Source organism: Paenibacillus aquistagni (assembly GCF_900177815.1).
Taxonomy (GTDB): Bacteria; Bacillota; Bacilli; order Paenibacillales; family Paenibacillaceae; genus Paenibacillus_B; species Paenibacillus_B aquistagni.
Genome location: NZ_FXAZ01000010.1, coordinates 46,802 through 59,448, shown reverse-complemented (window position 1 = coordinate 59,448; position 12,647 = coordinate 46,802). Strand labels below are relative to the sequence as shown.

The window sequence follows — 12,647 nt, the reverse complement described above, 5'->3', positions numbered from 1 at the left end:
TGCCAACATATACATGCTATAGATGCTTGTCAACGGGAGGTAAGAAACGGATGACTCGAAGCCATGCTTATCGATCAATCGCATATGTAATCGCTGGATTCACTCTCGCCTATCTGCTCATTCAATGGCTATGGCCTGCTGAGCCCTTGCCCTCCCTGGGTCCCGAAGCAGAGCAAGGTCATGTTCGATTAGACGAGCCTGCCAAGCTCCCTCAGCAGATACCACCCTCAGTGGAAGCTCCGCGTAGCGAGCGGGTTGCAGAGTATCATATGGATGTCCGATTGGACGAGACAACAAGAAAGCTATATGGAACTCAGACGATAACCTGGAACCATCCAGGGAAAAAGACCGTGAATGAACTTTATTTTCATTTGTATCCGAATGCCTTTGCTTCGCCCCATACGACCTTCATGAAGGAATCCGGCGGTCAGTTGCGAGCGGACAAGATGCCAACGAACGGATACGGCAGTATTAACATTACAGAGCTCAAGACCTCAGAGGGAATGTCATTAATGAATCGGCTTGATTATGTACAGCCCGATGACAACAACACAAAGGATCGCACTGTGGCCAAGCTCCGTCTAACTCAGCCTGTTAAGGCTGGGGAATCGATTACGCTGAAAATGAAATTCGAAGTAGAGCTTCCTAAAGTATTTGCTCGCATGGGCATGACTGACGATGACTTCGTCATGGCTGGACAATGGTTCCCTAAGCTTGCGGCCTATGAAGAGGCAGGGGTACGCGGCCGCTCATCTGAAGGCTGGAACGTTCACCAATATCATGGCAGTTCCGAGTTCTATTCCAACTTTGGCATCTACAATGTGCGCATTCAAGTCCCAAGCCGATACATCGTGGCTTCCACCGGCTTTCAAGCCAAGGCACCTGTCGAGCAAGACAACATGCGCACGTATCAATTCTATGCCGATGATGTCCACGACTTTGCGTGGTCCGCTTCTCCTCACTTTGTATATGCCGAGGAGCCATTCTCCTCGCAAAATGTGCCTGGCGTCCGAATCAAGCTGTACCTTGACCCTAAGCACGCGGAGCTCAAGGAGCGCTACTTCTATGCTGCCAAGGCAGCACTTGCGAAGTTCAGCGAATGGTTTGGTGAATATCCTTACTCCACCCTCTCTATCGTCGTTCCGCCAGAGAGCGGCAACGGGGCTGGCGGCATGGAATATCCTACGCTGGTTACAGCCTTCGGCGCACAAGATGAGAGTCCCGGCTACGATCTTGAGCGTACCGTCATCCACGAGATCGGACATCAATACTTCTATGGCATGATTGCTTCTAATGAGTTCGAGGAAGCATGGCTCGATGAAGGCTTTACCTCCTACGCGGAGGATAAATTGATGGAATCCGAATTCGGCGTTCCGCCAAGCCTTGCTTTGCAGGCAAGCTATATGACCGACCCGGCTCCGCTGAAGCAGTCCGCATGGAAGTATAAGAGCCAGAACCATTACGCGGAAAATGTCTATTATCGCGCGAAGCTCGTTTTGTTCGCGATGGAGAAGCAGGTTGGGGAGAAGACGATGCTTCGCATTTTAAAGGCCTACACGAACAAGTACCGCTTCAAGCATCCTACAACAGCCGACTTCCAGCGCGTTGTTGAAAGTGTAACGAAGCAGAAATGGACTGATTTCTTCAATCAATACGTGTATGGTGATCAAATGGCCGACTTCGCGGTGGACCATGTAGATATGAAGGAAGTAAAGGATGCAAACGGTAAATCCAGCTATCAGAGCACTGTTTATATCCAAAAATACGGGGCCAACTACCCTAGTGTGCCGATTGTATTCCACTTTAAGGATGGAACAACGACCAGAAAGGTATGGCAGGTGGACGGGGATCGCATCCAATATCAATTGAAGCATACCTCTCCACTGGAATGGGTAATGATCGACCCGCTATACTCTATCGCAGTCGAGAATCGCCATATCAACAATTATATGAAAGTAACAGTGGAAGAGCCCGTAAAGACAAGAGTCAGTTGGACTGCGGTTAAAGCAATTGAAATTATTAGCAACATTTTAGGGTGGTGAGCAATGTTGAAGGGCTATATTCATGCCGGCTGGATCTGGTGCAAAAGCCATGTGTACATTTGGGTCATGCTGTTTTTGTACCAGCTGTTATGGGGATTCTTCTTATATCGATTTCTCGAATCCCTCATCGTTCCGCTGCTGCACCGTTACCCGAACCCTGCACCGACTGAGCTGAGCTCGCAGTTGTTTTGGATGGAGAGTCAATTCCAGCTTACCAAGACGAATCACTATATGCCTTATCTATGGGCCATCGTGGCATTTATCGGCATACGCATGCTGCTCACCCCGCTTATTCAAGCAGGCACCTTCTATTCGATGGCTCATCATCGCAACGACTCTGGCCTTACTTTTTTCAGTGGTATTCGCGCGGCTTGGAAAAGGATGTCTCTTATCTATATTCTGGAGACACTCGTCCTATTAGCGCCTGCCTACTGGGTCATCCCTTATCTAGCAGGTGAGTTCGCGAACAGCTCTGGTTGGAAGGCGCTTGCGGTTGGCGCACTCCCCATTACGCTAGGCTGGATCATCGGAGGGTGGATCGTTCACCACTTGTTCTTATTTTGGCAGTTCGGGATCTCATCTGAGACGTCCTTTCTTCAAGCCTTGAAGCTTGGCTGCCTTCGCGCACTGCCTGTACTCGGCATCTCTCTCGTATTTGCGTGTATCTCTCTTGTCAGCAGCATCATGGTGACCGCAGCTGCCATGTTCTGGACGGGCATGACGGCGCTCATTCTGCAGCAGGCATATCCTGCACTCCGCGCACTGCTCAAGCTGTGGAGCTTGTCCAGCCGCTATCATGCCTGGGAAAATTCACCGGAGCATAATCGTTAACAATTGTAACTTTTAACGCAAATGATTACAGCCTCAAATCGAGCTTTTAACACAAAACAAAGCCAAATATTGACGAAGAAAACGCTTGCTTGAACCTTTTTTGAAGGTTTGAGCAAGTTTTTTTCATTTTTTTGGTCGAAAAGGTTTGTAATAATATTAATGCTCTGTTACAATAGGAACAGATTTATTACAACTTTGTCATGAAGTCAATACGGAACTAGCAAAATTGTAACTTGAACCGGAACAGATGAAATGATGAGACTGCCGAATTCTCGGACACAGCCGAGAAGCGGGGGAACCAATTAGTACTGGGTGAATTGATCTCGCCTGAAGCAGAGATCATAGGGAACCTTCAACCGAACCCTCCAGCTAACCTCGCAGGCACGGAAGGAGAACATTTAAGTTGAAGAAGATTATTACAGCGATGGTCGGCGTAGGACTCTTGTTTTCTCTAGGTACAGGAAGCGCTTTCGCCGCAACGAAGATGAGCAATACAATTGATGATTTGATGGGGATTTCCTACAAGTATGGCGGAACAACAACAAACGGTTTTGATTGCTCCGGCTTTGTAGGGTACGTATTCGACAAATACAAGATTGATCTGCCTCGTACCTCTTCCTCGATGTATCAAGAAGGTTCGAAAGTAGCCAAAGACGATCTTCGTCCTGGCGACCTTGTGTTCTTCAACACTAGCGGTAATGGTATCTCTCATGTTGGTATCTATGTAGGCAATGGCGAATTCGCTCATGCTTCTACCAGCAAAGGGACACGCATCGACAAATTGAGCATGAACTACTATGCAGAGCGTTATGTTGGCGCTAAACGCATCCTTAGTGATACTCAATACAAATCGATCGCTGCAGAATAAGTCAAGTGTACGCCGTACATATGTGAATATCTTTTGAAATAAGCCCGATTGGTTGAGCAGAACCGATCGGGTTTTTTAGTGTGTCTCCGAGTCTGCTTGCCATTCGATCCGATTCTATAACCCGTTCTCCACTCACTAATGAGAATCCCCAAATAACGTCTAGCGCCACATTATGTTTATACCCATTTTATGGGCAAATCAATCAAATTTCTTAAGATTTAATATAAATAAGACGTAAACGGACACCTCATCCCTTCACCAGACAAAGAAGCGAGCTCTCTATATAGCATACCTCCCTATCATGTCATTTCAATGGCACAGCAAGCGGATGACCATTAATGCTCGCTTCCATTCCTGCAACCACGATGACGCTGATTGCTGGATGGACTGTTGCCGGCAGGCAAATTCAAATAACAAAAAGCGCATGCTTCACCTACAATTTCTTGCTTGAAGAAAACGGTCTGGTCAACGAACTCAGATGGCTAAGATTAAGAACTTGCTCATATGGATCAAATAAAGGCGTCACAGCTAAAGCCTTAACCATTCTTTATTGCGTTCCATGTCGCCTTTACAAAAATGATGTTGGTATCCATCATTAAATTCCAGCTCAACACCGATTGATCGCAAAAAAGGGATTGCCATTATGGGCAACCCCTCCAATCTATTCCCGCTATTCCGACTTTTGTTGACGCCATTCCTTCAGCTTCGCTTTAATCTCATCCTCGGTTAGACCGTTTGTCGAAATGCCTTGTTTCTCGGCGAATCGCTTCAAACGCTCCATGCGCTCTTCCTTCGATCCGACATGTTTCTCGTGGAACATTCCAATTTTTCCTTCGGTTTTGTCACTTAATTCCTGTCGAATCTGCTCTATTGTCTTGCCTTCTGTCGATATGCCAAGCTTAGCAGCAATCAGCTTGACCTTCTTCTCATGCAGCGTGCGCATCTGGCTTCGCAGTTCTTTCATTTCAGCATGAAGCTTCTTCATTTCTGGGTCACTCTTCATAGACTCCAGCTGCTTGCGCCACTCCGTATCCGTCTCAGCTGTGCTGGAAGAAGCATCGTTTGGTGATTGGGATTGGCTCTCTGCTTGCTCTTTTGCAGAGTTGGTTTCCTTCTGCTCTACAGCCGAAGGATTAGCTGTCGTTGTATTCCGCGCCGTGGCTTGAGATACTGCTGGTTCAGCAAGCAGCATCAGCGCAATGGTCATCGCGAGCATCTTAGATGTTTTTCCTTGCATCGATATGGTCACCTCCCTTTCATGGGGTTGATCCTATTATCGACAGCTTTTCTGAAAATAAGCTGAAAAATGAGTTAATTCTCCTTCAGCTAGGTGTAAGAGCACGATTCGACCATTACTCTTTGCAAACGACTTTGGCAAATATGGATGTCTTTAAAGTGAGAATAACGTAAAAATAGGTCAGCTGCCTCCAACCCGAATACTAGCGATCTATGTTACACTATGTTGATAGATTAAGCAGCTAGGAGGCCTCATATGAAGCTGATATCATGGAATGTCAATGGGATAAGAGCCTGTGTAAATAAAGGATTTTATGATTATTTTAAAGAGGTAGATGCAGACATTTTCTGTATTCAGGAGTCAAAGGTTCAGCATGGCCAGATTGATCTCTTGATCGATGAATCGTACGAGCAGTATTGGAACTATGCGGAAAAGAAAGGCTATTCCGGCACAGCCGTGTTCACGAAGAAAAAGCCATTGTCTGTTCGCTATGGCATCGAAGACGATTATGAGCCTGAAGGGAGAACCATCACCCTTGAATTTGAAGAGTTTTATCTCATTACGGTATATACCCCTAATGCCAAGCGCGACCTATCTCGGCTCGCGTATCGCTTGGAATGGGAGGATCGATTCAAGCAGTATATGATGGAGCTCGACCAAGTGAAGCCTGTTATTGTCTGTGGGGATCTGAACGTAGCCCATCAGGAGATCGATCTGAAAAATCCAAAGTCCAATCAAGGAAATTCCGGATTTACAATGGAGGAACGCGGCAAGATGACTGAGCTGCAAAAAGCGGGCTTCCTGGATACGTTCCGCACCCTATATCCGGAGAAAACGGATGCCTACACCTGGTGGTCCTACATGGCCAAAGTACGAGAGCGAAACATCGGCTGGCGCATCGACTATTTTCTAATATCCGAGAGGCTTAAGGAACATCTTCAAAACGCGGACATTCACGCAGAGATTCTAGGCAGCGATCACTGTCCGATTATGCTTGAAATCAATCTATAAGCCAATAGGCAAGATCACGGGTTGTCCAAATGGACGGCCCGTTTTTTCTTGAGCATAAATGGAGCCCTGCTGCACTATTTTTGAAGGGCATCAACACTTTTCAGCCTGAGCATAATACCTGTTATGGTGAAAATAGGTTTCTCTAGACCCACTCCACTTTCATTTGTTATGGTGTTGCAAAATCTATGTGTAAGGTTGTGATTCCATTGAAAGGAACAAGTGTCGCTTTTCTATCTGTCATCAGCAACAGCTTCGTGGTTATTCTAAAGCTCGCTGTCGGCATGCTTACGGGGTCTGTCGCCATTGTCTCCGAGGCCATTCATTCGTCTTTGGACTTGGCCGCATCGCTGATTGCTTTTTTCTCCGTCCGCTTATCAGGCCGCTCCGCAGACCGCAATCATCCGTATGGCCATGGAAAAATAGAAAATATTTCAGGGACGATTGAGACACTGCTAATCTTTGTCGCAGGCATATGGATTATTTATGAATGCATCCACAAGATCATGCATCCGACTCCGATTGAGATGCCGTATCTCGGCATTCTTGTCATGGTGGCGGGCGCAGGCATCAATTTCTTCGTCTCTAAAAAAGTGAGCAAGACCGCCAAAGAGATGAATTCCGTCGCGATGAAGTCCAATGCGCTCCATCTTCTGACGGATGTATATACTTCACTAGGTGTTGGCTTCAGCTTGCTCTTGGTCACGCTCACAGGTTGGACCATCCTGGACCCGATTATCGGGATTGTCCTTGCCATTTATATTATGAAGGAAGCCTATACCTTGATGAAGGAGTCCTTTCCTCCCCTGCTTGATGCACGGTTAACCGATGAAGAGGAAGAACACATCATTGAGCTTATTCAAGCTTATCGCGAGCTCTTTATCGAGTTCCATGATTTGCGTACGAGACGCTCCGGCCCTGTTGAATATATCGACTTTCACCTTGTTGTGGCCTCTACCGTCAGCATAGGCAGTGCGCATCGTCTTTGCGATCAGATCGAGCAGGATATCAAAGCTTTGTTTCAACGCGCTCATGTCTTGATTCATGTGGAGCCTGAGCATGAGAGATCTGATCTCCATCCGTCATGAGAGAAGCTTGGCTGGACCATTCGTTCCAAAGATAAGCGTCCGCAAATTAAAAGTAGGCCGTATGCTAAAAAGAGAAGATGGGGTTCGATTCAATCCTGTTGATGTGCGTCCATGTCCCCTAATGAATAGGTTATTTCGATAGGGGAGCCAGAATCGGTTAATTGTTGCTAATTGTTAAAAATTAATGTGATCGTAATCACTCGCGTGCTGCCCTTCCAATTTTATACTTAATCCCAGTAACGTATTTATTCGTGCCTGGGGGGAATGAAATTGTTAAAGGAAAACACGATTCGTATCATTAAGTCTACCGTACCCGTATTAGAGCAGCATGGATTAACCATAACCAAATGCTTCTATCGCAACATGTTTGCCGAACATCCGGAACTGCTTCACGTGTTCAACCACGCCAATCAGCATCAGGAGCGCCAGCAGATGGCTCTGGCCAATGCTGTGCTTGCCGCAGCTAAGCATATTGACCAATTAAGCACCATTGTCCCTGTTGTGGAGCAAATTGCACATAAGCACCGCAGCCTTGGAGTCAAGAAGGAGCATTATCCTATCGTTGGGCATCATTTGCTTGGGGCGATCAAGGAGGTGCTGGGAGAAGCCGCTACAGAGGATATCCTGCAGGCTTGGGCAGAAGCCTATGGCATCATTGCGGATGTGTTTATTTCGGTCGAGTCCGATCTGTATCAACAAGCGGAGAACCAGCACGGCGGATGGGAAGGCTTCCGTCCTTTCATTGTGCAGCGCAAGCAGCCTGAAGGCGAGCAGATTATCTCGCTCTACCTGGTGCCACAAGATGAAGGAACGCTGCCCGCCTTTGAGCCGGGACAATACGTGAGTGTAAAAGTAGAAATGCCCGAGGAATCTTATACCCATATTCGACAATACAGCCTGAGCCATGCACCAGACGCCTCGTATTACCGAATCTCGGTTAAGCGCGAGGAAGCCGTGGAAGGACGCCCTGCGGGCAAAGTATCGATGTTTCTCCATGATGAGGTACAAGAAGGCGCTGTGCTCTACCTGTCTGCACCCGCAGGAGATTTCACACTGAAGGTGCAAGATGACCGTCCGCGTGTATGGATAAGCGCAGGGGTTGGCATTACACCTATGATCAGCATGATCGAAGCGCACAGCAAGCAAGCCGTCCGGCCGCCAGCTGTCTTTATTCATGCAGCAGCAGATGGCCCGTCCCATGCCTTTCGCGAGGAGGTCGCCAGTTGGCAGGAGCATACGACAGACGCAAAGATCTACTTCTGCTACTCCAACCCAACGGATATGGACCGAGAAGAACAGCGCTATCAGCATGAAGGCCGTATTGACGCAGAGTGGCTGCAAACCTTACTGCCTGCTGAGTCGGCCGTCTACTATGTCTGCGGTTCCGCAGCCTTTATGGAACAGATGGTAAGTGATTTGAAAGAGCTAGGCGTTCAGGAGTCTGATATTTGCGCGGAATACTTTGGTCCTAAAGGCAGCTTGAAGCTGGCGTGATCACGCATCTCACTAGTCGTCGTAAGCATGATGAAGCGAAATGACATAGGATCACGATACAAGTTACTTATAGCGTATGAAGCAAGACAGCTGGCGTTCTTCTAATCTATAAACGATAAATAGCGGCAGTCCGGGACAGCAGATCAGGTCCTGGCTGCCGCTATTTTGTGTCATTACGTGAAGGGTTCGTTTAGCTGTGTTGGATGTATTAGGATGCCCGTTGTCCGTTACATGATCTTAGGGTTTTAGGGTTCATTTTATACGCTGCTGCCTAGAAAAGGGGACCTTGCATTATTCTCGCTGCGTCCTGGCCTAGCTTGATGTAGGCATGAACCATTGCCCACGCCCAGGCATAACATGTATTCACTACCTGTTGTTAAGGGAGAAGGGACGTGACCCTATGGGCATTTCATTAACTGCGATCCATTGGGTGTACCTCGTGTTCATCGTATTTATTATGGGGCTGATGATTCGGCGTCGTGACACGACGATGATCTGCGTCACGGGGATCTTTGCACTCGGCTTGCTGGCTACAGAGACGCTAAGCGGCTCCGTATCCGGAGTGTTTCAGTCCTTCATTTATGCCACTAAAGAATTGATGAGCACCATCATGATTATCTCCATCATCGTGGCCATGAGCCGGGTCCTTATCCAAACTGGCATCAATGAGACAATGGTGGCCCCGCTGACTCGGTTCCTGCGCACGCCTGCGATGGCTTACTGGGGTATTGGCATCATCATGATGGTAACCGCTTTCTTCTTCTGGCCTTCGCCAGCGGTAGCTTTAATTGGGGCCGTACTGCTGCCGGTAGCCCTTCGTGTCGGCCTGCCTGCCTTAGGTGCAGCGATGGCAATGAATCTGTTCGGCCACGGCATTGCGTTGTCTGGCGACTATATCATCCAAGGGGCGCCGAAGCTGACAGCCGATGCCGCAGGACTGCCGGTGTCAAGCGTCATGAGCGCCAGTGTGCCGCTCGTGATCGTCATGGGCTTAGTCACAACCATCACAGCTTACTGGATGATGCGCAGGGATATCAAGAACCGAACTTTCCGTGACGGGCTCGTATCGGGACAAGGTGCTCAGCAGCTTACTGCTTCATCAGACAATGAGCACACGGTAAACTTGTCACCTCGGCTTAAGCAGTGGCTCGCCGTTGGCATTTTGCTGCTGTTTGCGCTCGATGTAGCTGCCATGTTTGTGCTGAAGCTTCAAGGTGGGGATGCTACTGCTCTTGTCGGGGGAACAGCGGTGCTCATTCTAATTGCGATTACGCTCATCTCGCACCGCAATCAAGGCCTTGAGAAGGTGACCGCCTACTTAATCGATGGCTTTGTCTTCGGTTTCAAGGTATTCGGACCGGTTATTCCCATTGCCGCCTTCTTCTATCTGGGCGATGCCGCCTTCACGGACCTCTTTGGCAAGGTGCTGCCTGAAGCGTCACATGGCATCGTTAACGATCTCGGGGTGGCGCTTGCGGGCGCTGTTCCGCTAAATGGCGCTGTTGGCTCTGTCACGCTGACGGTCATCGGGGCCATCACAGGCCTGGATGGCTCCGGCTTCTCAGGCATTTCCCTAGCAGGCTCCATCGCGCAGCTGTTCGCTACCGCAATTGGCTCTGGTGCAGCGACGCTCACCGCCCTCGGGCAAGTATCCGCCATCTGGGTAGGCGGCGGAACACTCGTTCCTTGGGCGCTTATACCCGCTGCTGCAATCTGCGGAGTAAGCCCCTTCGAGCTTGCAAGACGCAACCTTAAGCCCGTAATGATTGGGCTTGCGGTCACGACCGTCGTCGCGATGTTTCTCATCTAGCGGGGCCTGCAACGGCATTCTAAATCCATCCAAACTTTGCCATTGGGAAGAGGAAATAGCCTTCTTCAATAGACGACTGATACATTCCGGTAAAAAAGGACCTCAGCCACCACTTAGCAGTGGATGCTGAGGTCCTATGGCGAGTTAAACGGAGTCTTTCCAAGCTATGCGATTATGTTAGAACCATTTCTTTTTAATATATGGAGCGAGCCTCGCATGGTAAAGTGAGCGCTTGATTTGTCCATTTCTATATTACCAACCTGCCACTTTTCATATCTTCCAACCGACAGTCATGTGTATTCTCTTTGTCTAGCACACCGTTTGTGATCTTGCTCCTGACGGAGCAGCCTTCTTATCGGTATGAGGGGTCACTGCATGGTTCGGATCAGATAAATGCTCGCATTCCCGAAAAGCCCTAATCGGACAGCCCAGGCATTGATGACGATTCAGCTTCGTCAGCGCATAGCTGATCGCTTCACCCGTCTTATCAAAGAAATGCTCCTCGCCAAGCGAAGCGGCGAGCCCTGTCTTCCTCAGCATCTGTTCCGGCTGCAGTCTCATCTCAGAGATCAAGACCGTGCCTCCCTGCTTACGTACCTGCTTCACGATCGCAGCAAAATTAGCTTCGCCTGTCGTATCCATATACAGCACATGATTCATCCGAAGAATGAGCACTTTTGGCTGCTCTTTGAGCTCCTCTGCAAGGCGCTGCTCGAACTGCGCTGCTGCGCCAAAGAAAAGCGCCCCTTCTACCGTATGAATGCTGACCTGCGGACAGTTATGCTGCTCATGGATCACGCGTGAGGATACGCGTTCTCCTTTTTGATCATGATCAGGCAGCACCTTGGAGGTTCTCAGCAGCTCGCTCATGTTCTTTACAAATAGAATGGCTGACGCCACCAAGCCAACCTCTACCGCCGTCGTCAGATCGGTGAAGATCGTCAGCAAGAAGGTGATCAACAGCACCAGCGAGTCAGCTGTACGCGTACGAAGCACATGAGCAAAGGCCTTGCGCTCACTCATGTTCCAAGCGACAACCATCAGGATTGGGGCCATGCTGGCAAGTGGAATGCTTGACGCATACGGAGCCAGGATAAACAGCACCAGAAGCACGACAACGCCATGAATAACGCCTGACAGCGGAGAAACTGCGCCGCTCTTAATATTGGTTGCAGTACGGGCAATGGCGCCTGTAGCGGGTATGCCGCCAAAGAGCGGCGTCACCATGTTGGCGATCCCCTGCCCCATCAGTTCACGGTTGCTGTGATGCCGTGTGCCCGTCATTCCATCTGCGACAACCGCAGACAGCAACGATTCAATACCGCCAAGCAGGGCAATCACGAGTGCAGGCTTGATCATATGCTGAATCGACTGCCACGTAATCGTAGGAAACGCAAGACTCGGCAGACGGTTCGGAATCTCGCCGTAAGCAGTGCCAATCGTAGCCACTTGATCAGGATACAACAGCATCGCGAGCAGCGTAGAGATCAAGAGACCAAGCAGAGATCCCGGCACCTTCGGAAGCCACCGAGGCGCGAGCAGAATGACGGCAAGACAGATCCCTGCAGTCAGGATGCTGTAGCCATTCATTCCTCCCAAGTGAACCGCAATCTCCTTCATATTCATGATGAAGGACTCATGCTTCTCTAATCCGGTTAATCCAAGAAAGTTTGCAATCTGGCCTGTGAAAATGGTGATTGCAATCCCTGTCGTAAACCCTATGGTTACAGGACGGGGGATAAATTTGATTAATCCGCCAAGCTTAAACAGCCCCATCAGAAATAAGAGCACGCCAGCCATAAAACCTGCAATCAACAGGTTCTCATAGCCATATTGCATCACAATAGCGAACAGAATGGGGATAAATGCTCCGGTTGGACCACCGATCTGGAACTTCGAACCCCCGAAGAGCGAGATCAGAATCCCCGCTACGATGACGGTATACAGCCCATATTCAGGCTTCACCCCTGATGCAATAGCAAAGGCCATTCCAAGCGGAATGGCAACAATACCTACAATGAGACCGGAGACAAGATCCTTCTGCAAGGACTTGACACTGTATCCCTTGAACCTGTCGTCAAAAGAAAAAATCGTAATCAGCTCCGTTTATCTTTATCTTTAATTATTTGAATATATATAAAATCATATTTATGAACCATTAAATAGTCAATCTGTCCCTACCCCTGATAATATGCAAAAATACGCAAGAACAGCGGCAAACTGAAGATAAGTTTCCGCCAGCCCTCGCCACTCGCATTTTTCATATCCC

General features: G+C 48.8%; 10 protein-coding genes and 1 riboswitch. Of the genes, 8 read left to right on the top strand and 2 right to left on the bottom strand.

The annotated features are described in order from the left end of the window. The first annotated feature begins 50 nt into the window (after nucleotides 1-50). From B9Y93_RS23105 to B9Y93_RS24420, 4 genes are all read left to right on the top strand, one after another. A complete protein-coding gene (locus tag B9Y93_RS23105) occupies nucleotides 51-2,042 on the top strand; it encodes a M1 family metallopeptidase (protein ID WP_085498714.1) in 1,992 nt (663 codons plus the stop codon). A 3-nt stretch (nucleotides 2,043-2,045) separates the two neighbouring features. Next, nucleotides 2,046-2,873 (top strand): carbamoyl transferase, encoded by an 828-nt coding sequence (locus B9Y93_RS23100; protein ID WP_244903549.1) that lies wholly within the window; start codon nucleotides 2,046-2,048, stop codon nucleotides 2,871-2,873. A gap of 252 nt (nucleotides 2,874-3,125) precedes the next feature. Beyond that, nucleotides 3,126-3,271: riboswitch (cyclic di-AMP (ydaO/yuaA leader) on the top strand. A gap of 5 nt (nucleotides 3,272-3,276) precedes the next feature. Continuing rightward, nucleotides 3,277-3,741, top strand: coding sequence for a C40 family peptidase (locus B9Y93_RS23095; RefSeq protein ID WP_085498712.1), 465 nt, complete (start codon nucleotides 3,277-3,279; stop codon nucleotides 3,739-3,741). A gap of 338 nt (nucleotides 3,742-4,079) precedes the next feature. After that, nucleotides 4,080-4,340: a hypothetical protein gene (locus tag B9Y93_RS24420; protein ID WP_139829217.1), complete on the top strand. Its 261-nt coding sequence runs from the start codon at nucleotides 4,080-4,082 to the stop codon at nucleotides 4,338-4,340. 71 nt (nucleotides 4,341-4,411) lie between these two features. On the opposite strand, the gene B9Y93_RS23090 is transcribed toward B9Y93_RS24420, so the two are convergent. Then, nucleotides 4,412-4,978: a hypothetical protein gene (locus B9Y93_RS23090; protein ID WP_085498711.1), complete on the bottom strand. Its 567-nt coding sequence runs from the start codon at nucleotides 4,976-4,978 to the stop codon at nucleotides 4,412-4,414. Nucleotides 4,979-5,233: 255 nt separating this feature from the next. Here B9Y93_RS23090 and B9Y93_RS23085 point away from each other — a divergent pair, with 255 nt between their 5' ends. From B9Y93_RS23085 to B9Y93_RS23070, 4 genes are all read left to right on the top strand, one after another. After that, on the top strand, nucleotides 5,234-5,989 hold the full coding sequence (locus B9Y93_RS23085; RefSeq protein ID WP_085498709.1) for an exodeoxyribonuclease III: 756 nt from the start codon (nucleotides 5,234-5,236) through the stop codon (nucleotides 5,987-5,989). 206 nt (nucleotides 5,990-6,195) lie between these two features. Further along, nucleotides 6,196-7,074 (top strand): cation diffusion facilitator family transporter, encoded by an 879-nt coding sequence (locus B9Y93_RS23080; RefSeq protein ID WP_176229013.1) that lies wholly within the window; start codon nucleotides 6,196-6,198, stop codon nucleotides 7,072-7,074. A gap of 270 nt (nucleotides 7,075-7,344) precedes the next feature. After that, on the top strand, nucleotides 7,345-8,568 hold the full coding sequence (gene hmpA / locus B9Y93_RS23075) for an NO-inducible flavohemoprotein (protein ID WP_085498705.1): 1,224 nt from the start codon (nucleotides 7,345-7,347) through the stop codon (nucleotides 8,566-8,568). 400 nt (nucleotides 8,569-8,968) lie between these two features. Continuing rightward, the gene (locus B9Y93_RS23070; protein WP_085498703.1) at nucleotides 8,969-10,378 is read left to right on the top strand and encodes a hypothetical protein; all 1,410 of its coding nucleotides are present in this window, start codon (nucleotides 8,969-8,971) and stop codon (nucleotides 10,376-10,378) included. A 309-nt stretch (nucleotides 10,379-10,687) separates the two neighbouring features. Here the strand turns inward: B9Y93_RS23070 and B9Y93_RS23065 are convergent, their stop codons facing one another. After that, a complete protein-coding gene (locus B9Y93_RS23065) occupies nucleotides 10,688-12,469 on the bottom strand; it encodes a SulP family inorganic anion transporter (protein ID WP_280522914.1) in 1,782 nt (593 codons plus the stop codon). Nucleotides 12,470-12,647 lie beyond the last annotated feature (178 nt).